Origin of the sequence: Candidatus Nitrosocaldus islandicus (assembly GCF_002906215.1) — an archaeon.
Classification (GTDB): domain Archaea; phylum Thermoproteota; class Nitrososphaeria; order Nitrososphaerales; family Nitrosocaldaceae; genus Nitrosocaldus; species Nitrosocaldus cavascurensis.
The window spans coordinates 547,898-567,265 of the sequence record NZ_CP024014.1 but is presented as its reverse complement, the minus strand read 5'-3'; the positions used below and the strand labels follow the sequence as shown (position 1 = coordinate 567,265).

Genomic DNA, 19,368 nt, shown 5'->3' with positions numbered 1-19,368 from the left:
CTAACTTGTGCATAAGGGTAAGGAAGAGAAGGGCAAGAGGGAGAAGGACAAGGCTGCAGAGATTACAAGGAGGAAGAGTATGTACAAGTTCGTAGCAATAGCAGCAATAGCAGCAATAGTTGGTACAGCAGCAGTTGTATCCTATGCATACTACATGCGTACTGAGGCTGAGAGGAGTAGGACTGCAGCATTTGGACCTATAGATGAGAGAGAGCATGTACATGCTGTATTCAAGTTGTACATACATGGGAAGGAGCCAGTTAACTTTTCACAGAAAAAGTACCAGATGAGAACTCCATACATACACTTTGAGAACAACAATGGGCACATTATACATAGACATGCTGCAAATGTAGATATAGGCTATCTATTCGAGAGTATGAAGATGAAGTTCACCAAGGACTGCTTTGTGCTTGATGATGGTAAATCATATTGTAACGATGGTACAAATACTCTCAAGTTCTACGTTAATGGAGTGCTTAATGATCAGTATGATAAGTATGTTATAAGGGATGGGGATAGGATACTTATAACCTATGGCTCAGAGGATGAGGAGCAGATAAGGGAGCAGTTGAGCTCGGTTGATAGGCTTGCTGGGATAGGTGAGTAAGTAAGTAAGGAGACAGCAATCAATAACCAGTGAACTCTTCAGTCTTTATGCAAGTGCTCTTTACTCCAGAGTTTAGTAGCATCTGCCTTATTGCTCTAACGTTTACAGGATCTCCAGATACATACCAGTACTCAACCATCTCCTCCCTACTCACATCCTTGATCCATTCACCTATCTCCTTTAGAGAGCAAGAGAATAGTTCGAATAATCTGAAGTTATTACATACTAGCGATTCAAGTTCATCTATGTATGGTGCACAATCTCTATCATTGTTTATGTGCAATAGCGAGATCTTATGCTTACACTCCTTGGTAGAGTATCTGATCATGGCTATAGATGGTGTTACTCCTATCCCTAATGCTATCATACCTATCCTTGATGGTTCATCTGGGAGTGTAAATATCCCATATGGACCATTAACGCTAACCTCATCCATAGGCTTCAGCATCATCATACTCCTCTTCCATATGCTATTAGATACCTTGAATGCAAATGATAGATGGTCATCATCTGGTATAGAGGTTAGGTTCATCTCCCTGAACCTCTTTGCATCATTGCAGTCTATGTATACCTTGATATACTGCCCAGGTATGTAACTCTTCAAGCACTTTGTTATTCTAACCTCAACAACATCCCTTGCACTTGTAACATACCTCTTGCCAAGTATCCTAGCCCTGTACATGTATCTCATCTCTAGCCTTTGCTACTATGCAATAGATCAGTAACCGTTAGCATAGTCATCGTATATCTTGTACCTTCCATACCTCAACTCATCTACCAACTCTCTTACCCTTGGATCAACCTTCTTTGCCTTGCCTTGAGCAATCAACCTTATAGCATCCTCAACACCTAAGCTTACCATGAGTTCAGTTACAGGTGTCCTTACAGCAACATACCCATCTATCTTGCCATTGCTATTGTATGTTGGTTTTATAACAGCCTTAACCCAGTATATGCTACCATTCTTTGCTCTATTCCTTACATAGCCTATGAACGTACCTCCATTGCTTATAGTTCTCCACATGCTCTCAAATAAACTGCTATCATGGAAGCCAGATTTGAGTATCCTGTGGTTCTGACCATAGAGTTCATCCCTGCTATACTTGCTTACATTTAGGAACTTCTTGTTCACATAGTTTATGTCACCTTCAATATCTGTCATTGATACTATAGAGGCATCTGCTATGCATGAGAATACATCTACTATCTGCTTCAACTTACTTGTTATCTTGCTCATGTTATGGATAGTACTAATCATATCATTTAGCGATGTACTGATATTATTAACATGTTTCATATTTGCATCAGTAGAACTCTTCAACTGCTCTGTAGTTGCTGTCAACTCTTCACTTCCTGCTGCAACCTCCTGCGATGATACTGCTATCTGCCTTATATTCTCATCTATACTCTTCACCCCTTCAGCCATCGATTGTAATGTATTTAGTATATCAGTAACTTTCCTTACTGTACTGTTCAATGCATCAATATTCTCACCTATGCTCTTACTTAAAGCATCGACAAGGTTTGAGATATTCGCTATCATCTTTGCTATCTCATTTGCATTCTTGCTTGTATCTATTGCTAATGCTCTAACCTCTTCAGCAACAACAGCAAACCCTCTTCCTGCTTCTCCTGCTCTTGCTGCTTCTATAGCAGCATTAAGTGCAAGTAGATTGGTTCTATCAGCTACCTTATCTATGAACTTGACTATGTTGTTTATTGCCTTGAACTCTTCCCTTACCTTCATGTTTATGCTATTGAATGATCTAACAACATCATTTATCTTTGTGATCTCAACAAGTACTTGCCTTGCATGATCTGCAGATTCTGCACTTCTCTTTGCAAGGTTATTTGTTATATTGCTTGTATCTGATAGTGCAACCGATATGTTCTGTATACTATTTGTTATCGTGCTTACTGCAGTTGAGATATTTGCCATACCCTTTGCATACTCATCAACTATTGCAAACATTTCATCCAAGTATAACTTGTTCTTATCTACATTCTTGCTTAGTTTATCTATGCTAATAGTTATCTCATTGAGTATAGTAATACCATCATCATCCACATCAAGCCTACTTGCCTGTATCATATCATAGATGTAAAGCATTCCATGATTTATGGTTAAGTTAATCATCTATTATACATACATAAACAACTATCTTTATATTTTATAATTGGTTATAAATTAAAAATAACATTTCTACGATGCTGGTCTAGCATATCTAGCCTCTATGCTCTTCAGATAGTCAAGCCCTATAAGCTTGTTGAACTCATCGAATATGAACATCCTTCTCTCTATATCGTTGCCATTGATCATAGCAACGAGTCCATCAGCCTTGAGGAGTGAGAGTATCTCCTTGATTGCATATGCTGCTGATAGCACTGCTGTAAGGGGGAATAGTATGAACCTATAACCTAGAGACTTCAACTCATTTATGCTGAGCAGTGGTGTCCTCCCTCCCTCTATCATGTTTGCTACCAATGGAGCCTTAACCTCTCTGCATATCCTCCTCATCTCCTCAACACTACGAGGTGCTTCAACAAAGACTACATCTGCCCCTGCTTTAGCATACCTGTTTGCCCTATCTATAGCCTCATCCAAACCCAATGGCTCTAATGCATCGGTCCTAGCAACTACAATGAACTCCTTGCTACTCCTTGCATCTAGAGCAGCATAGAGCTTCTGCATGTACTCCTCAACCGCTATAACCTGCTTGCCTTGCATATGCCCACAACGCTTAGGCCATACCTGATCCTCAAGGAATATACCCTTTGCCCCTGCTCTCTCAAGTTCTTGAACAACCCTCCTAACGTTCAAAGCATTCCCATACCCAGTATCTATATCGACTATGAGGGGTATTGAGACCGATGATGCTATCCTTCTAGCCTGCTCTATAACCTCGTTTGCATTTAGCAACCCATAGTCTGGCATGCCTAGCATGCTTGCAGCAACACTATACCCTGACTGGAATACAGCATCGAACCCAACCTGCTCTGCTATCTTTGCACTTAGAGCATCGTACACACCTGGTACAACAACAGCCTCCCCTTCCTTTATCTTCGATAGGAGCATGCCCTTCCTAAGCGTTGCATAAATAAATATCTTTAATGTAGGTGATGGTTGAGGGGAGAACATGACTGTTGCTGATATGCTGATAAGGGATGCTAGAGTTGTTATCCCAGCAGTAGGGGTGGTTGATGCTAGCATAGTCGTTGATGATGGCAAGGTTAAGGGCCTAACCAGGGATAGGGTTGATGCAGATGTAAGCATAGATGCATCTAAGCCAGGACTATATGCAATACCTGGTGCAATAGATCCACACGTACACTATGGTGTGTTCACACCAATAGACAAGGCTGCAGAGACGGAGTCTAGATCTGCTGCTGTTGGAGGTGTAACAACTATGATGCGTATGCTAAGGCTCTACTCATCCTATAGGGCAAAGCTGGATATGCATCTAGAGGCTAGCAAGGGTTCACACCTAGTTGATTATGCTTACCATGCATCTATACTGCTTGATGAACATCTTGATGAGATGGGGTTCTGTGTTAGCAAAGGAATAACATCATTCAAGTTGTACATGAACCTAAGGGGAGATATTGGAGGTATATACATGGATATAGATCCTTACTCAAATACTCTAGTGCATGGTATGGTTGATACTACGCAAGAGATGGTTGAGGCTGCAATAGCAAGAGCAGCAATGCTCTCATGCATAACACTCGTACATGCTGAGGATCCTGAGATATGCTCTAGGGAGATGAAGAGGGTTAAGGAGCAGGGATTGAATGGGCTTAAAGCATGGAGTGATGCTAGACCAGCAGAGGCTGAAGAGAAGGCAATAGCCTATGTTACAGATATAGCAGAGAGGTATGGCGCAAGCCTCTACATAGTACATGTTGGCTCATCCAAGGCTCTTCATGTGCTTGCAGAATATAAAGGAAGGAAGGGTTCTTCAAGCAAGGTGTATGTTGAGACATGCCCCCATTACTTAACACATACTCATTCCTTTGACCTTAGAGGTAAGGTTGTACCCCCATTGAGGAGTAAGGATGATGTTGCAATGGTATGGGATGCGATAAGTAATGGCTTGATAGACTGCATAGGGAGTGATCATGTTGCAAACAGGCTTGATATGAAGTTGGGTGGTAGCAATAATAATAATGATGGCGTATGGTCAGCCCTTGCAGGTTTCCCTGGCATAGCAACAATACTTCCTGTTATGCTTAGCGAGGGTGTTAACAAGGGCAGGATAACCCTTGAGAGGCTTGTGGAACTAACAAGCCTTAACGCAGCAAGGATATTTGGGCTTGAAGGTAAAGGCTCTATAGCAGTTGGTAATGATGCAGATATAGTGCTTGTAGATCTTGATAGGGAGAAGAGGGTAAGTCCAGAGTTGCTATGCTCTTACTCTGATTACACTATATATGATGGGTTAGTGCTGAGAGGTTGGCCAATATACACAATAGTTAGAGGCAGGGTTGTTATGGAGGATGGTATGATTGTAGGGGAGAAGGGTTATGGAAGGTATATTGCAAGGAGACCTTCTCGATGAATCATCTACCTATAACATCGAACCCTCCATCTTCCCTTGCCTTATAGTATAAATCTGCAACCTTGCTGAATAACCCAACCTCAACAACTCCTGGTATACACTTCAGCCTATGCTCAAGGCTATAGGGATCTTCTATGCTACTAAATGCAGTGTCTATTATTATATTCCCATTCTCAGTCATGACAGGATAGCCTCTATCATTGACTCTAACACTAGGTTCTGCAGATATGCTTCTTAGCATACTGCTAACGTATACCCGTGCATATGGTACAACCTCTATGGGTATGGGCAATGTTAGCTTATCAACGTACTTGCTCTCATCTGCAAGTATCACAACCTTCTTTGCTGCATACATGAGCACCTTCTCCCTAAGCAGTGCACCTCCTCCACCTTTTATCATAACGAGGTTAGCATCTATCTGATCTGCACCATCGAATACAAGATCAACAGAAGGGATGAGCGATTCATCCCCTATACTCATCTTAAGTTCCTCAGCCTTCATCTTTATCTGGAGCGATGTTGGTATGAACCTTATACTTGCCATATCTATGCTCATACTTCTACTCATCCTTGCAAGTACATCTAGAAGTGCTGCAACTGTTCTACCAGAGCCAAGACCTATTATCATACCATTCCTTACATGCTCATATACTGCAGATTCAAGCATCCTAGTCATGGTTATGGTGTTCATACCTTGCAGGTAGTGTTATCTATTACATATTTTATTTTTGTTATTCATGCATCCTTCTCCAATCTCTCCAATGCATCCATTATCTGCTTCTTTATACTCTCCAATTCATCATTATTACTGCTATCATAATTACTGCTTCCAGCAATTATTGTATTATCAATGCTATTGTTATTATTGGTATTGGTAGTGTTATTATCATCCCTTCTACTATCGTCATACCCCATCTTATGCCACTGTTCATAAGATATACTCCCCATCTCCTCCTTCTTCTCCATCATGCTAGTCTTGGTAATAGAATCTGGAATGCTGTTAGCATCTATAGCCATAACCTCTAACCCTTCATCATCAGCATCCTTCTTATCCTCTCTACCTTCATCCCCTTTCTCAATAGACTTCACCATCCTAACACTCCCACCATCATTAGCCATCCTTTTTCGTGATGCTCTTCCTCTCCTCTGCACTCTAGAACTCCTCTTCCTACTATCATGATTGTATGCATGAACTTGATCCTGAACTTGAGCAAGCATCATAGTAGTAGTAGGAAGGGTAGAAGGGGGTGTGATGTATTGACTGCCTATCTTATTCGCATCTACCTTACCCTCTAGTGAATCAAGTCTGGAATTTAGCCTATCAAGCCTTAGTAGTATCTCCTGCATCATCATACTATCGCTCTCTATCTTCTTCCTGCTCTTACTACTCCTACTACTACTCTCATCATGCATATGATCTATACCATATCCAGTATGAACATAAGCATCACCACCATTTACATCTGCATTACTACTATTACTACTAGCATAACCATAGCTAGTGAGTTCCCTATACTCATCCTCACTTATCCTACCATCATTCAAGTACTTCTTGAGCCTGATATCTGCCATACTCCTTATCCTATGCTCTATACCCTTATGCACCATCATCCTACTCTTCTTACCATCCTCTACATAGCCTTGCGTAATGCTATTTGCTGCACCTACATCAATGGATGGGGTTGAACCATCATAAACTTCATCCTTACCATCTATGCCCCTGTTCCTCCTCCTTGCTCTAACGAGGGTTGTTACTGCTCCAGCCAGTGCAGCAGCAATAAGCGCTTCTATCATTCCTACTTCTCCATCATCATCCTCTTCCTATTATTCATTTACCTCTTCTTCTACTACACTGTCTTACCTTCTTCCCTACCTCCACTTGCTATCTGGGAAGCCACAGCTTGAGCAGCGCTTCTTCCTCACATGGAATGAGTTATTGCCACATCTCCTGCACCTTACATGCACCCTTCCCTTATTATGCTTCCCCATCGAGGGGGTGCCCTTCATCACTCATCACTTTGGTGGGGATATGAGTACTACATTATCTCCTCTAACAACTATGGTTCCTAGTTCTACTGCCTTGCCATCATCAAGTATCTCTTCAGACTTTGATAGGAGCAGGTTCATATGCTGGTCATAGCCTAGCAGTGTACCTCTTATCACCTTCCCTCCCTTCATCTTTATAAGCACTACACCTCCAACACTCTCATCCAATACCTTGACTGCCATATCAACCGACATATCTATCGCTCATCCTTTGTTGATTGCATATATAAATCATCTCTATCCTTATCCTGTTTACTCATCTGCTCATAAGCATGCTCTACCTCCTCTATCATCTTGATTACCTTGCTAGATATCTCCTCTAGCAGAGCATTACCCTTGTCCTTGCTTGCCATCATAGGATCGCCTATAATACCATCCCTTGCTATACCTGCTATAGAACCTGGAAGAAGTGTTATCCTTGAGAGGATTATGTCATTGGACTTGCTATCTCTGCCCTTATCTCTATAGCCTTTCTGCCTTACCTCATCCTCCTTGCCCAACATATCCATCCTTACAAGATCTGGTCTTATTGCAAGCATGAGAGATGTCTCACTCTCCCCAGCATGATCAGGCTCCTCAAGGAAGAGTGAGTATGTTATGCTGCATATCAACATGCCTTTATCCTTGTACTTCTTTGCTAACTCCTTCACACATGAGAGTAGTGCATGCTCATTCCCATAGTGTGCATTGAGTATGATGATCCTCCTTACACCATTCTCTGCTAGTGATCTGCATAAATCCTCTACAAGCATGCAGAGGGTCTGTGCACTTATACTAACGTTAAAGAGTGGTTCATGCTCATAGGATATTCCATAGCCTATGCATGGTAGGAGCATAGCATTAATCCTCTCAGCAACCCTTGCTGCTATATGCTCTGCTATGATAGAGTCTGTCCCCAATGGTAGATGCTTACCATGCTGCTCAAGGGAGCCTATTGGGAGTATAGCCTTGATCCTTGCATCATTCCTAATAGCATCCCTTACCTCCTCATCCCTTGCATATGCTGCATTCATACAGGTAGTAACCTTTATGTTATTATATATGGTTGTATGATCTGTGCTTCAAAGAGAGGGAGTAGCGTATGGAGATTACATTATAGAGGAAGAGGAGTGGAAGGGTAGGTTAACAGATAAGATAATGCTAAGCATAAAGCGTGTTGAGCATGGCAAGTATGTTTATGAGAGGTATGAGGGGGATAAGAGAGTTTCAAGCAAGTTCATAGATACAAGTGTATCTGATTCACTCCATCTATGCATATATCCTGTTGTGGCAGTGTACACACCTCAACCAGCAAACTATGCTAAGCATCTACTACTCAAGTTCAAGGATCCATTGGTTATGGATACAAAATCCTCGCTGGAATGCTACATAAAGATGCCAGTGGAGGTTGGTATATTTGAGATGTATGATGGGAGAGCAACAATGATAGATGTATTTGCAACAAAACTCATCAAGTATGCATTGTATGGCATGCCAGATAATGGTGTTATATGCAGGTATAGAGAGTCTACTGTATACTTTAAGATGCCCAAGGCAGAACCATTAGCAGAGGCAGTAGCACATGTGCGCTTGCATAACTACCTTGATAGGGTAGTTACTGTTAACATGCTTGTAATACCTATAGAAGGTATAGATCTCTACTACTATGGAAGTGAAGCTATGCTTGATACCGTAAATGCTGTAATAAAGCAGGGTATACGTAATGAGGTTGTAGAGGTTAAGGTTGAGGAGGGCAGCGAATCAGGGTGGAGGAAGACCAATGTTAACCCTACAATAGTTGCTAGGAGTTACACGATGGAGTTGGGGTTCTAGATGGTTGGTGAGATAGCACTAGGTACAATAGAGATCCTTGGGACTAAGATAGAACTACTCAAGGTACTAATCTCAATAGCGATAGTTGCTGTTGGTGTTGTTGTAGCAAGGCTTGTTAGGATACCTGTATCCTACTTCCTTACAAAGTATGCCCCTCAGGCAGCACCTTTGGCAAGCAGGGCAGTATTCTGGATAATAGTTGGTATATCAGTACTATCAGCAATAGGCAATCTAGGAGTAGAGTTGACAGGTGTTCTACTTGCTGGAGGTATAGCAGGTATAATAATTGGGTTTGCTGTACAATCAACTGTAGCAAACCTCTTCTCTGGGCTCTTCATGCAGATAGATAGAGCATTCAGGATAGGTGATGCTATAGAGGTTGCTGAGATGAATGTTGCTGGTGTTGTTACAGATATAACAGCATTCTCAGTAGTGCTAAGGAGATTCGATGGTGTATATGTTAGGATACCAAATGAGAAGATATTCACATCTCAGGTAAGGAACTTTGGGAGGAACGTTGCAAGGAGGGTTGAGGTTACAGTAAGTATAGCATATAAGGAGGATATGAGCAAGGCTATTGAGGTTATAAGGAAGATTGTGGATGAGGATCCTAGGATACTTGTACTGCCAGAGCCTAGGATCATGGTCTGGGAGTTGGGGAGTTCAGGTGTTAACATAAATGTCTGGTGTTGGGTTCCAACACAGGAGTTCTTCAATGTTAGAGGTGAACTTGTGAAGAGGATAAAGGAGGCTCTAGATGCAAATGGTATAGAGATACCATTCCAGCAGGTTACAGTATGGTTTGGGGATAAGGGCAAGTACAAGGAGGAAGAGGATAAGGAGAAGGAAGGTAGGTTAAGGTTACCATCTCTTAATGAGTAACTCCAGATAATCATCTTAAGTGTTATTACCCTTATCATCCTTATTGCTTTTAGCATCACCAATATCAACACTTTTGCTAATACTCCTATTGCTACTACTCTTGATGTAGACCTTGCCCCAGTACACCTCTAACCTGCCCTCTATGTACAACTTGATTGCTTTGAGTAATGCTTTAGCCTCTAAACTCTGCCCTCTCCTCTTTATGCTCTCAAGGCTCTCACCATTCCTTATCCTAAACGCTTCCTGCCATATTATTGGTCCAGCATCCAACTCCTCAGTAACGAAGTGTGCTGTACATCCTATTATCTGTGTACCCCTCTCATGTGCCTGAAGGTAGGCATATGCACCAGGGAATGCAGGGAGTAGAGAAGGGTGTATATTTATTATCCTGTTGGGGTAACGCCATACGAAGTTTGGTGTTAATATACGCATGTATCTAGCAAGGACTATAAGGTCTATGTTGTATTTATCTAATAGTTTGAGAATTCTAGTCTCTGCACTTGCCTGATCCTTATGGTTAACATGGTAGAATGGTATGTTGTACCTGCTTGCTATAGGTTTTAGAGTATTCTCTGTACCAACTATGAGGGGTATGTTGACTCTCAACTCCCCCTTCTCCCTAGCGTTGAGTATAGCCTCAAGGCAGTGGGGCTCCTTGCTTACAAGTATAGCCATGTTCTTCAACCTATCGGGCTCATCGAAGTGTACCTTGATATCCATGCCTAGGCTCCTGCATAACCTTTTAAGCCCTTTTGTGAACCTATCCTTATCTATGCCATTGAAGGATGCCTCCAACTGCATACCAAACAATCCTCTCACAACATTCTGGCTTATCTTCTCTATATTGCCTTGGTTCTCGAATATGTAGTTTGTAACTTTAGCAACTATACCCTTCCTGTCTGGACCTATAACTGTTATCTCTCCTATTATCTTCCCCTCTCTCTGCATGTTACTAACGCTTACACATCAATATTTAAATATATGTTATGGGTAGATGATCTGTTGAGTAACGAGAGTAATGATGATGGTATGAGTAGAGGTAACAGGGTTATCGCAGATAACCCTTCTGTGTGAGGTTAAAGGTAAAGGATGAAGAGTAAACCACGTTATCTAGATTACAATAAACCAGTTGCTGTATGCAGTACATGCTTCACCATTGGTAAGTGGCACTGTTATGAATGCAATAGGGACTTCTGCATAGAGCACTTCCATGTTCACAAGTGTGTAGCGGTCAATGACAGAGATGGTAAGGGTAAGCATAAAGAAGATAATAATTGATTGGCTGGTTTAGGCATAGGTAAGCAGGCATCTACTACCATATCATGCTTGTGATGGTAGTGGTGACATTAAGCTATGTGGTGATTCTGCTCTACAGCAACATTCAGGGTGGGTAATAGTAGCAGTAGTAGCATCAACTACCTTGAAGCCTATAACATAGACCTCGAGCATAGGATCCCATGAATCTATGCCATAACATCCTACCCATACATTCTTGAACTCCTCTAGGGAGGAGAACCCCTCTAACATAGCATCCTCATCACTCATCTCCCCCAACCTCTGCCTCTTCACATACTTGATGTAGAGGCGAGCAAATATACCATCCCTGCTGTAATCAGTACTAGCAGTGTATACCCTGTTTGGCTTCACTAGACAACGCTTCCATACCCTTCTAGTCTCAACCTTCCTTCCTGTCAATATAGGTTCTACAAGGCATCTGTTGAATAGCAGCATAAGCATCCTTGCCCAGCATAGGTTATAAGTTTAAGTTATGTAGAGATGATAAACACAAGTAAAAATAAGATTAGAACTGCCTACTACTATTGTTATTAAATAAAGTGGATTTATTACTGCTGCAACTACTGCTCCTTTACCTTTGTACTCCTTCTTCTGTAGAGATAGAATGTTCCTAGCATTGAGCCTGCTAAGCCTATACTACCAAACAGTAACTCTGGGACTACCATGAATGAATTTACTCTATAGTCTATTCCTGCCAGATTTATAACATTATCATCTTCTGTGAATACAGCAACGAAATGCCACTCTCCTACATTAAAGTCAGATGCTGGAAATGTTACTGAGAAGCATGTTTGATTAGTATGCAGTCCTCCAGGCAGTCCATCGCATGACATTGGAGTAGTGCTAGAGAGCATCTTTACTCCTGATGGAAGTGATCCTCCATCAATCAGACTAGGCCAATCTATGGTACCTATCCCAATACCCTCTGGTACAAGGAAGCAGTGGAAGTCGTTTGCTGTAGTTGAATCTACACCACCAACACAATCTATATCCTTCCCAACTACACCCTCTTCTCCAGGATCTGTGCCAAGTACCTTACCATCCTGTATTGCCCTAACCTTTGCTTCACTTGTTGATCCGCCTCCTTGTCCTCCTCCTTGTGCATACACCTCTGATGTTAGTACTGCTCCAAGTACGAGCACTATAGCAATTGTTAGTATTCCTATATATGGTATAGACTTCATCACTAGTATATATCACTGCAACTATATAAACCTCTATGTAACCTGTATTACATAACAATTCTTCTATACTAATATACACCTACAAGTATAGTTTATATACCATTATGCCTAAAGGTTAACCATGCAAGTTCTCTTGAAGAGTAGTGAAGAACAACCTTCACTCCTAGATGCAAGTATAGCAAAGAGGATAGATACTAGGGGCATGTCATGCCCATACCCATCATTCGAGGCTGTCAAGGCTCTAAGCACAATCAACAAGGGTGAGGTTCTAGAGGTTGTAACTGATAGTGAAGAGTCTGCCATGGATTCTATACCAAAGGTGTGTGAGAGGAGAGGTTTGGAGTATGCTGTTATAAAGGTAGATACAGGGCTATGGCATGTTAGGATAAGGAAGTGATAACCTATCATAGTAACATGAACTAATATCACATTTGAGATCAAATATAATATAGTACCTACCTATAATCTAATGAATGCATGATAGGTACTTTGAGTTGGAACTTATGATAGAAGGTTTAGCAAAGAACTTTGGTGTACCTAATGCAAACTGCTACTTTAGGCTGAGTAGGAAGAGGAGACCAAGTAGGGAAGAGTACAGGAGGAAGGTTGCTGAGTTCATGCTTGCTTATATACAGATGCTTGATATGTTTAGAGGACTTGATAGCTTCGATGATCTCAAGGAGTTTGTTGATGGGATGCTTAAGCATGAGGTTGAGCAGGTGATTCATGGGAGGAACAAGGATGTTGAGAAGCGCTATGACTACTATGTGATGAACGAATAGGAGTGAATGTTTATTACATGCTGGAGATTGTTGAGTGTTATGGATGCAGTAAGGATAGATGATGTAGAAGTTAAAGATAACAATACCCTCATCATAAGGATAAGGGTGATGGACTATGCAATGAGGTATGATGGTTTGCAGGTTAATACACATGTATATGATGCTAAAGGTATGGTAAGGTTCACGGAGGTGAATGGTAAACAGATGAACATGTATAGGCTATTCATAAGCAAGGATGAGGTAGAGAAGAGTAATGGTATGCTGATCATCAAGGCCATAATAGAGGGCAAGGATGTGCAAAGGGTAAGGATAAGAGCAAGTATAATACAGGAGCATAAAGAGGTTGAGTATGGTGAGGGTATAGTAAGCCTTTAGTGATAGCAAGTTAACAACTATAATAATAATTGTAGTAAACAATAATAATGGTTGATCAATCAGCACCAACCATCCTAACATCGAGTACATCAAAATATCTTAGCCTTACGCTACCGAAGAGATCATACATGCTAGGCTCAACACCAAACCCTTCAGCAAATCGCCTAACAGTAAATCCACCATCAACAAGGATATCAACCTCAACCATCCCTGCTTCAACACCTTCCCTTGCATACATGGCATGAATCCTCTTAACCACATACTTACCACCATCCTCTATGAACCTTACATCTATACTTGCTCTAGAGATGACCTCTCTCACCCTATCCATTATGCTCTGTTCAGATTCAGATTCAAGGTATAGCCTTAACATACTCATGAACCTTATCTGCCTTGGGAAGCAATCAACCTCTCTAACTATGGTAACATCTATGCCATCGCTACTTAACTTATTAGCATAGCCAGATCTCTTCCTTGCATCCACAACCTTTATGAAGAATGGTCTCCCTTCACCATCAACAAGGCTATCCTTATCCTCTCCCCCAACCCAGAGGAACCTTGCATCCCTAGCATTGAACTCTCTGATTACCCAATCCCTAACAATGCTCTCTATGCTATTCTCATAACCCTTCTGCTTCAATCCTCTTATGCTCTTCCTATATCTAGCAAGTAGGTATATCGGCCTTGCCTTAACGTTAACCTTCATGCTTATGAGATCAACATGTATATCTACATCTGGCCTCTCATAGTCTACCCTGTAACCCTTGCTTGATAGCATCATGCCAAGTTCCCTTGTTATATTGCTCTTTATACTCTCCGTCCCCTTGACCTTCAGCCTTGCTCTGATCTCATCCTCCCTCTCAAGCATATCCTGGGGCAATGTTGCACCTATAAGAAATGATCTGAACTCGTAATCTTTCAATGCATCCTCAACAAGCATGAACACATCGTTCAACCTTAACATGAGCCCATGGCATATATAGCATCCATCATCGCTTACATCTATACCACTACTTGTACTCAGACCCTGCCTCATTATGCAACGATTGCATAGCAACATAACGTTGATACTTAACAAAAGAAGTATATAATAACCAATCAAACTAGATGAGAGCAGAACTTATCTATCCTACTCCTTCCCAAAGCCTAACCTCTTAAGGAAGCCCATCATCTGCCTACCCTTCATTGCCTTCATCATATCCTTCGATCTCTTGTATTGGGTAAGCATCTCCTTCACATCCCTCTCGCTTGTACCTGAACCCCTTGCTATCCTCCTTATCCTTGATGCATTTATGATATCAGGATTTGCCCTCTCCTCCTTGCTCATGGATTGGATCATGTAACGCCATCTGTTCATCTTCTCCTCCATAACATCAACATCCTCATCCCTAACCATCCCTGCTACCCCAGGTATATGCTCGAACAATGCCCTCAATGAGCCCATCTTCCCAACCTGCTCTATCTGGTAGTAAAAGTCCTCTATGGTCATCTTCCCACTCATTATCCTCCTTATCTTGACCTCATCTGCCTCCTGCTCCAACTGCTTAGCCATCTCAAGCAATGCTTTGATATCGCCCATGCCTAGCAGCCTTCCAACGAACCTTGTTGGGGAGAACTGCTCAAGATCATCTATCCTCTCGCCAGTAGATATGAACATTATCCTTGCACCAGTTGCTGCAGTTGCTGATAGTGCTCCTCCTCCCTTTGCTGAACCATCCAACTTCGTTACTATTATGCCCCCTACTGGTACATTCTTGTGGAATGCATCTGCTTGAGCATATGCCTGCTGCCCTATCGTTCCATCTATAACAAGGAGTACAAGATCTGGCCTTACAGCATTGTACATGAGCCTCATCTCCTCAAGCAAGCCCTTCTCCTCCTTATGCCTTCCAGCAGTATCTATGAGTATCACATCCTTCTTCCTTGCACCAGTGAAGTACTCCATGCCTTTCAATGCTATCTGCACTGGATCCTTGCTCTTCTCATCACCATAAACCTCAACATTTATCCTCCTGCATAGAGTTCTTAACTGCTCAAGTGCAGCAGGTCTATAGGTATCTGTGCCTATAACACCAACGCTATAGCCATGCTTAAGCAACCATTTTGCAAGCTTTGCAGTAGCACTTGTCTTGCCAGAACCCTCTATGCCAACCATCAACACGATGTTGCTCTTATCCTTCCTCAATGCCAAACCTACCTCATCCCCTCCTCCAAGCAGTCTTGAGAGTTCTTCGTAGAGTATCTTCACTATGTGATCCTTCCTTGAGAGCCCTGGAGGAGGCTGCTCCTTCAATGCTCTCTCCTGAAGTCTATTGGTTAGTTCAAGTACTAGCCTAACATTAACATCTGCCTGTAACAATGATCTCTGCACATCTCTGGCAAGTTCCTTTATAATGTTCTCATCTATGCTAGATGCTCCTACCAGTTTCTTGAGCGTTGCCCTTAACCCTTGCTTTAGGTTATCCAGCACCATATACCTTATTTACATAGCACTACTTTTAACCTTATCTAGATGATAGCGTTACTAGTTTATCTTTAATGCTGAGATCCATGAACTCTATATGCCCCCTAACACCATCCCAGTGCACCCTGTAACCATCAACGGATATCCTCTTCCTGAATAGAGGCATATCAAGTACGAATGTCTCTGCCTCGCCTCCCTCAAACGATAGGTTAAAGCCATACTTTATGCTTAGATCCCTTAGCCTTGAGAGTAGTTTGGCATCTATAACCCTTCCAAGCATGCTAGCATCAAGACCATAGGCTGATACAGATGTTATCATGACAGAGAAGTTATTTGCAAGCAACTCCTGCATATGCATGTACTGATCCTCTCCATAGCATGGTGCTATATGCTTTAACCCAACCCTAGATGCTATGCTTGTGAACCTCTCATACTGGTACCTACTTGCTATTGCACCACTCACAACACCATCTATACCAAACCTCTCCCTTGCCTTAATGAGTAGTTCCTCAAGCGAAGCCTCTCCATCACTAGTGCTAGAGATTAAAGGTAGTTGTAAGCACTCTGCCTGTATTGATGTGTATGCTGCATTTGGGTAATGGAAGAGCATGCTCTCATCACTTGCTGGTATAATGGTTATAAGGCATGCTATCTCATAACCTTGTAGATATACCTTGTACATTGTAATGTTACTATCCTTGCCTCCTGAGTACAGTATGCCCACCCTCATGCCTCTCTCCATCCTACTACTATTATTATTATTATTCTAATTATCACTATCATTATTAACTTAGCCTAGATATAACCTCGGCAAGTCTATCGCCATCCCATAACTCTATACCATGCCTTCTAGCAAGTTCTACAGCATCCTGTGTGAATGAGGATGTTGTAACGTATATACCCTTAGTAGCCTTGTACTCTGTAAGCATCATCCCTATGAACATCTGCAACTCAGGGCTTGTAACCTTCTTCCCTGTATATCTCTTGCACTGGATCACAACCTTATCCTTACCACGCTTTGCAGTTATATCTACTGCTAGATCACCAGAGCCCCCTACAACCCTAACATCCTTGTAGTCCATAGCCCTTAACATATCTGCAACTGCATGCTCAAACTCTTTAGGATCCATACTCTTCAACCTCTCAAGCGTGAGCCTCTTGAGCCTCTCCTTGCTCTTCCTCCCCCTATATCTTATTGCTAGTAGCGCTATAATTATAGCAAGTATTATGGGAATTAGAAGCATAATCTGAATCTGAGTCTGAAGTAGATCTAGATATGAGAATGGAATTATACCTAGTATGAACATACTGGGCATAAGATTGTATTGTCTATGAGATATTTGTATGTTAATCCTGTTACATACAAAATCTTCTATGGTAGAATAGTATAGGATAATCATACACCTTATTTTTTCTTTGGTGTAATGCCCCTCAGATTGAACTGGTATCATCATATATCAGACGGCTCTTCCTTCACATCATAGGGATGATTATACTCTCTGCGCTATCCTATTTCTATCTATCTTTCTTTATATCTATCTATATTGCTCTTATCCCTATCTATCTATCTATCTAGCGTAATCCCCATCTCTGCTCAACATACCTCTCAACCCTTGAGAAGAGTATAGCATCTACCAGCAGACCTATAGCCATCACTATGAGCACTACAGCAATCACATGTGCCATATTAAATACCTCTCTTGCACTCTCTAGCATAAACCCTAGCCCTAGATACCCACTAACAACCTCAGCGTTCATCAAACCTCGCCAGGAGAATGACCATGCATTCCTTATCCCTATGAGTAGGTTGGGTGTTGCTGCTGGTACTATAACATAGGCAAGCATGTTTATGCCTTTGGCACCCATATTTCTTGCTGCCTTGATGTATATTGGAGGTACGTTCTTTATACTGGTGTAGGTTGAGAGCGTAAATGCGAATACCGTACTACTAACTATAACGAACACTATCATCGCTTCACTATAACCAAACCATATCATGCCTATTGGAACCCATACTATGCTTGGTAGGGAGGCTAGTGCTATAACTAAAGAGCCTACAGTATCATATAATGCCTTACTCCTAGCCATAGCATAACCAAACGCAAAACCAGCAAGTATGGATAAGATGAAACCAAGGAAGAGCCTCTGCATACTCGTTGCTAGAGCAGTTAAGAGTCTCATACTGGACGATGCATACTCTTTAGCAACATCCAATGGGGAAGGGAGTACATAATCTGGGAGTATATCTGCTCCCGCTATAACATACCATACCAGTAGTAGAGAGGAGTAGAATACCAACTTTAGTATTAGTGATCTAACACTTGGCTTCAAGCAACATCATATGCTTATATACAATTGCTATATATAATATATGATTGATGTATAGTTAAATACATGGTAATAATTAGATTGATGTATTAGCTGTTACAGCATAATAGTATGATTTTCTATGTTAATAATTATATCTTATCAACTTGAATAAATTTGACTGAAAAACTTTTATAGTTTCTTGCTTACTGTAAACTTACAATAAGCAAGATAGAGATGCAAGGGCAGGGGTCTGCTTACGGGTAGGACTGCTCACCAAACAACTAACTACCTTCTTTTTGTTTGTTCTATGCTCTACCAGATGCTATGGAAGATGTATGCCAATACATCCCCAACATATAACATCAGCAGGAAGCCTATGGTCATATAGACTATGAATGGTAATGCTGGAGTAACCCAGATGTCCCTTGCAGATTCATGAACATAATCGCTGTATGCTTTGGGGCTAAGGGTGAACATACGCTTATCCCCCTTACTCTCCTCTATAGGGAAGAGGTAACCTCTTGGTCTCTTAGCGATGAAGCCTATCATAAATGCAATTGCCTTCCTTAACTTTGTCTCTCCATCAAACCCATCGAATATATCCTTGCCCTTGATCACTGCAATTGTATTCCTAGAGATGTTATGCAGTATATGTACAAGGGTTAGCATACATGCATTAGTTAGGATAGTCAGTGCTGGTATCCCATGTATACTGTACTTCATCTCGTAGAATGGGAGTATAGCACTTATCACTATAAGTGCCTTTGCATCTGCACCGCCAAACAACCAGCTCCTGTATGCAATGTATGCGAGAGGTGAAGTTATCCCTATGCTTAGAGCATAGCGTATGATGTACTGTTGTTGCTGAAACATCATGGCAAATGTATTGTCAGTGAACAACCCTACTATTATTATAGTTAGTCCAACAGTAAAGGATACTATCCATACTTTATCGCTTATCTCCCTCTTCCTGATATCCATTATCGATGCTACTACAAGCATTGTAAGGCATGTTATAACATTAAATTCTACAATAGTAGCAATCAAG

The 19,368-nt window shown here is 41.5% G+C and carries 25 protein-coding genes; 8 read left to right on the top strand and 17 right to left on the bottom strand.

Annotated features, from left to right (window positions below; genetic code table 11):
- Nucleotides 1–7 precede the first annotated feature (7 nt).
- Nucleotides 8–610, top strand: coding sequence for a hypothetical protein (locus CRG89_RS03005; RefSeq protein WP_103286877.1), 603 nt, complete (start codon nt 8–10; stop codon nt 608–610).
- Nucleotides 611–629: 19 nt separating this feature from the next.
- Here CRG89_RS03005 and CRG89_RS03000 read toward each other — a convergent pair whose 3' ends face one another.
- The 3 genes from CRG89_RS03000 to CRG89_RS02990 all read right to left on the bottom strand — a co-directional run bounded on the left by CRG89_RS03000 (nt 630) and on the right by CRG89_RS02990 (nt 3,686).
- A complete protein-coding gene (locus CRG89_RS03000; RefSeq protein ID WP_148695233.1) occupies nt 630–1,292 on the bottom strand; it encodes an FAD-dependent oxidoreductase in 663 nt (220 codons plus the stop codon).
- A gap of 36 nt (nt 1,293–1,328) precedes the next feature.
- Nucleotides 1,329–2,702 (bottom strand): methyl-accepting chemotaxis protein, encoded by a 1,374-nt coding sequence (locus CRG89_RS02995; RefSeq protein ID WP_158648683.1) that lies wholly within the window; start codon nt 2,700–2,702, stop codon nt 1,329–1,331.
- 111 nt (nt 2,703–2,813) lie between these two features.
- Nucleotides 2,814–3,686 (bottom strand): isocitrate lyase/PEP mutase family protein, encoded by an 873-nt coding sequence (locus tag CRG89_RS02990; RefSeq protein ID WP_172437524.1) that lies wholly within the window; start codon nt 3,684–3,686, stop codon nt 2,814–2,816.
- A gap of 61 nt (nt 3,687–3,747) precedes the next feature.
- Between CRG89_RS02990 and CRG89_RS02985 the strand changes: the two genes are divergently transcribed.
- A complete protein-coding gene (locus CRG89_RS02985; RefSeq protein ID WP_103286874.1) occupies nt 3,748–5,169 on the top strand; it encodes a dihydroorotase in 1,422 nt (473 codons plus the stop codon).
- 1 nt (nt 5,170) lies between these two features.
- Here CRG89_RS02985 and rpiA read toward each other — a convergent pair whose 3' ends face one another.
- The 5 genes from rpiA to CRG89_RS02960 all read right to left on the bottom strand — a co-directional run bounded on the left by rpiA (nt 5,171) and on the right by CRG89_RS02960 (nt 8,228).
- Nucleotides 5,171–5,860: a ribose 5-phosphate isomerase A gene (gene rpiA, locus CRG89_RS02980; RefSeq protein WP_197706592.1), complete on the bottom strand. Its 690-nt coding sequence runs from the start codon at nt 5,858–5,860 to the stop codon at nt 5,171–5,173.
- Nucleotides 5,861–5,904: 44 nt separating this feature from the next.
- Entirely contained in the window at nt 5,905–6,963 is a 1,059-nt protein-coding gene (locus CRG89_RS02975) for a hypothetical protein (RefSeq protein ID WP_103286872.1), read from the bottom strand.
- A 75-nt stretch (nt 6,964–7,038) separates the two neighbouring features.
- Nucleotides 7,039–7,176, bottom strand: coding sequence for a 50S ribosomal protein L37e (locus CRG89_RS02970; protein ID WP_103286871.1), 138 nt, complete (start codon nt 7,174–7,176; stop codon nt 7,039–7,041).
- A 6-nt stretch (nt 7,177–7,182) separates the two neighbouring features.
- On the bottom strand, nt 7,183–7,410 hold the full coding sequence (locus CRG89_RS02965) for an LSM domain-containing protein (protein WP_103286870.1): 228 nt from the start codon (nt 7,408–7,410) through the stop codon (nt 7,183–7,185).
- A gap of 2 nt (nt 7,411–7,412) precedes the next feature.
- Nucleotides 7,413–8,228 (bottom strand): creatininase family protein, encoded by an 816-nt coding sequence (locus CRG89_RS02960; RefSeq protein ID WP_103286869.1) that lies wholly within the window; start codon nt 8,226–8,228, stop codon nt 7,413–7,415.
- A gap of 43 nt (nt 8,229–8,271) precedes the next feature.
- Between CRG89_RS02960 and CRG89_RS02955 the strand changes: the two genes are divergently transcribed.
- Nucleotides 8,272–9,027 (top strand): DUF432 domain-containing protein, encoded by a 756-nt coding sequence (locus CRG89_RS02955; RefSeq protein WP_103286868.1) that lies wholly within the window; start codon nt 8,272–8,274, stop codon nt 9,025–9,027.
- Nucleotides 9,028–9,909 (top strand): mechanosensitive ion channel family protein, encoded by an 882-nt coding sequence (locus tag CRG89_RS02950; RefSeq protein WP_103286867.1) that lies wholly within the window; start codon nt 9,028–9,030, stop codon nt 9,907–9,909.
- Between the two features lie 15 nt (nt 9,910–9,924).
- On the opposite strand, the gene CRG89_RS02945 is transcribed toward CRG89_RS02950, so the two are convergent.
- The gene (locus CRG89_RS02945; protein WP_103286866.1) at nt 9,925–10,857 is read right to left on the bottom strand and encodes a formyltetrahydrofolate deformylase; all 933 of its coding nucleotides are present in this window, start codon (nt 10,855–10,857) and stop codon (nt 9,925–9,927) included.
- Between the two features lie 141 nt (nt 10,858–10,998).
- Here CRG89_RS02945 and CRG89_RS08620 point away from each other — a divergent pair, with 141 nt between their 5' ends.
- On the top strand, nt 10,999–11,187 hold the full coding sequence (locus tag CRG89_RS08620) for a hypothetical protein (RefSeq protein ID WP_148695234.1): 189 nt from the start codon (nt 10,999–11,001) through the stop codon (nt 11,185–11,187).
- Nucleotides 11,188–11,229: 42 nt separating this feature from the next.
- Here CRG89_RS08620 and CRG89_RS02940 read toward each other — a convergent pair whose 3' ends face one another.
- Nucleotides 11,230–11,646, bottom strand: a complete 417-nt coding sequence (locus CRG89_RS02940) for an ASCH domain-containing protein (protein WP_103286865.1) — start codon at nt 11,644–11,646, stop codon at nt 11,230–11,232.
- A 119-nt stretch (nt 11,647–11,765) separates the two neighbouring features.
- Complete coding sequence (locus CRG89_RS02935; RefSeq protein WP_103286864.1) at nt 11,766–12,389, bottom strand: hypothetical protein; 624 nt, start codon at nt 12,387–12,389, stop codon at nt 11,766–11,768.
- Between the two features lie 121 nt (nt 12,390–12,510).
- Here CRG89_RS02935 and CRG89_RS02930 point away from each other — a divergent pair, with 121 nt between their 5' ends.
- The 3 genes from CRG89_RS02930 (at nt 12,511) to CRG89_RS02920 (ending at nt 13,546) form a co-directional block, all read left to right on the top strand.
- On the top strand, nt 12,511–12,786 hold the full coding sequence (locus tag CRG89_RS02930) for a sulfurtransferase TusA family protein (RefSeq protein WP_103286863.1): 276 nt from the start codon (nt 12,511–12,513) through the stop codon (nt 12,784–12,786).
- A 76-nt stretch (nt 12,787–12,862) separates the two neighbouring features.
- A complete protein-coding gene (locus CRG89_RS02925) occupies nt 12,863–13,171 on the top strand; it encodes a hypothetical protein (RefSeq protein ID WP_103286862.1) in 309 nt (102 codons plus the stop codon).
- A gap of 39 nt (nt 13,172–13,210) precedes the next feature.
- Nucleotides 13,211–13,546 (top strand): hypothetical protein, encoded by a 336-nt coding sequence (locus tag CRG89_RS02920; RefSeq protein ID WP_103286861.1) that lies wholly within the window; start codon nt 13,211–13,213, stop codon nt 13,544–13,546.
- Nucleotides 13,547–13,601: 55 nt separating this feature from the next.
- Here the strand turns inward: CRG89_RS02920 and CRG89_RS02915 are convergent, their stop codons facing one another.
- From CRG89_RS02915 to CRG89_RS02890, 6 genes are all read right to left on the bottom strand, one after another.
- Nucleotides 13,602–14,582, bottom strand: coding sequence for a tRNA pseudouridine(55) synthase (locus tag CRG89_RS02915; protein WP_158648682.1), 981 nt, complete (start codon nt 14,580–14,582; stop codon nt 13,602–13,604).
- A 93-nt stretch (nt 14,583–14,675) separates the two neighbouring features.
- On the bottom strand, nt 14,676–16,019 hold the full coding sequence (locus CRG89_RS02910; protein WP_172437525.1) for a signal recognition particle protein Srp54: 1,344 nt from the start codon (nt 16,017–16,019) through the stop codon (nt 14,676–14,678).
- Between the two features lie 31 nt (nt 16,020–16,050).
- Complete coding sequence (locus CRG89_RS02905) at nt 16,051–16,740, bottom strand: diphthine--ammonia ligase (protein WP_158648681.1); 690 nt, start codon at nt 16,738–16,740, stop codon at nt 16,051–16,053.
- Between the two features lie 55 nt (nt 16,741–16,795).
- The gene (locus CRG89_RS02900; protein ID WP_158648680.1) at nt 16,796–17,254 is read right to left on the bottom strand and encodes a restriction endonuclease; all 459 of its coding nucleotides are present in this window, start codon (nt 17,252–17,254) and stop codon (nt 16,796–16,798) included.
- 328 nt (nt 17,255–17,582) lie between these two features.
- Entirely contained in the window at nt 17,583–18,341 is a 759-nt protein-coding gene (locus CRG89_RS02895) for an ABC transporter permease (protein WP_103286857.1), read from the bottom strand.
- A gap of 291 nt (nt 18,342–18,632) precedes the next feature.
- Nucleotides 18,633–19,367, bottom strand: a complete 735-nt coding sequence (locus CRG89_RS02890; RefSeq protein ID WP_103286856.1) for an A24 family peptidase — start codon at nt 19,365–19,367, stop codon at nt 18,633–18,635.
- Nucleotide 19,368: the final 1 nt, after the last annotated feature.

Excerpts from the sequence above, each read along its gene's own strand:
- CRG89_RS03000 (WP_148695233.1), bottom strand. The coding sequence starts at position 1,292 with ATGTACAGGGCTAGGATACTTGGCAAGAGGTATGTTACAAGTGCAAGG.
- CRG89_RS02975 (WP_103286872.1), bottom strand. The coding sequence starts at position 6,963 with ATGATAGAAGCGCTTATTGCTGCTGCACTGGCTGGAGCAGTAACAACC.
- CRG89_RS02900 (WP_158648680.1), bottom strand. The coding sequence starts at position 17,254 with ATGCTTCTAATTCCCATAATACTTGCTATAATTATAGCGCTACTAGCA.
- CRG89_RS02920 (WP_103286861.1), top strand. The coding sequence starts at position 13,211 with ATGGATGCAGTAAGGATAGATGATGTAGAAGTTAAAGATAACAATACC.
- CRG89_RS02995 (WP_158648683.1), bottom strand. The coding sequence starts at position 2,702 with ATGATACAGGCAAGTAGGCTTGATGTGGATGATGATGGTATTACTATA.
- CRG89_RS02905 (WP_158648681.1), bottom strand. The coding sequence starts at position 16,740 with ATGAGGGTGGGCATACTGTACTCAGGAGGCAAGGATAGTAACATTACA.
- CRG89_RS02925 (WP_103286862.1), top strand. The coding sequence starts at position 12,863 with ATGCATGATAGGTACTTTGAGTTGGAACTTATGATAGAAGGTTTAGCA.
- CRG89_RS02960 (WP_103286869.1), bottom strand. The coding sequence starts at position 8,228 with ATGAATGCAGCATATGCAAGGGATGAGGAGGTAAGGGATGCTATTAGG.
- CRG89_RS02945 (WP_103286866.1), bottom strand. The coding sequence starts at position 10,857 with ATGCAGAGAGAGGGGAAGATAATAGGAGAGATAACAGTTATAGGTCCA.
- CRG89_RS02910 (WP_172437525.1), bottom strand. The coding sequence starts at position 16,019 with ATGGTGCTGGATAACCTAAAGCAAGGGTTAAGGGCAACGCTCAAGAAA.
- CRG89_RS02915 (WP_158648682.1), bottom strand. The coding sequence starts at position 14,582 with ATGAGGCAGGGTCTGAGTACAAGTAGTGGTATAGATGTAAGCGATGAT.
- CRG89_RS02990 (WP_172437524.1), bottom strand. The coding sequence starts at position 3,686 with ATGCTCCTATCGAAGATAAAGGAAGGGGAGGCTGTTGTTGTACCAGGT.
- CRG89_RS02935 (WP_103286864.1), bottom strand. The coding sequence starts at position 12,389 with ATGAAGTCTATACCATATATAGGAATACTAACAATTGCTATAGTGCTC.
- CRG89_RS02965 (WP_103286870.1), bottom strand. The coding sequence starts at position 7,410 with ATGTCGGTTGATATGGCAGTCAAGGTATTGGATGAGAGTGTTGGAGGT.
- rpiA (WP_197706592.1), bottom strand. The coding sequence starts at position 5,860 with ATGAACACCATAACCATGACTAGGATGCTTGAATCTGCAGTATATGAG.
- CRG89_RS02970 (WP_103286871.1), bottom strand. The coding sequence starts at position 7,176 with ATGAAGGGCACCCCCTCGATGGGGAAGCATAATAAGGGAAGGGTGCAT.
- CRG89_RS08620 (WP_148695234.1), top strand. The coding sequence starts at position 10,999 with ATGAAGAGTAAACCACGTTATCTAGATTACAATAAACCAGTTGCTGTA.
- CRG89_RS02985 (WP_103286874.1), top strand. The coding sequence starts at position 3,748 with ATGACTGTTGCTGATATGCTGATAAGGGATGCTAGAGTTGTTATCCCA.
- CRG89_RS02940 (WP_103286865.1), bottom strand. The coding sequence starts at position 11,646 with ATGCTTATGCTGCTATTCAACAGATGCCTTGTAGAACCTATATTGACA.
- CRG89_RS02930 (WP_103286863.1), top strand. The coding sequence starts at position 12,511 with ATGCAAGTTCTCTTGAAGAGTAGTGAAGAACAACCTTCACTCCTAGAT.
- CRG89_RS02950 (WP_103286867.1), top strand. The coding sequence starts at position 9,028 with ATGGTTGGTGAGATAGCACTAGGTACAATAGAGATCCTTGGGACTAAG.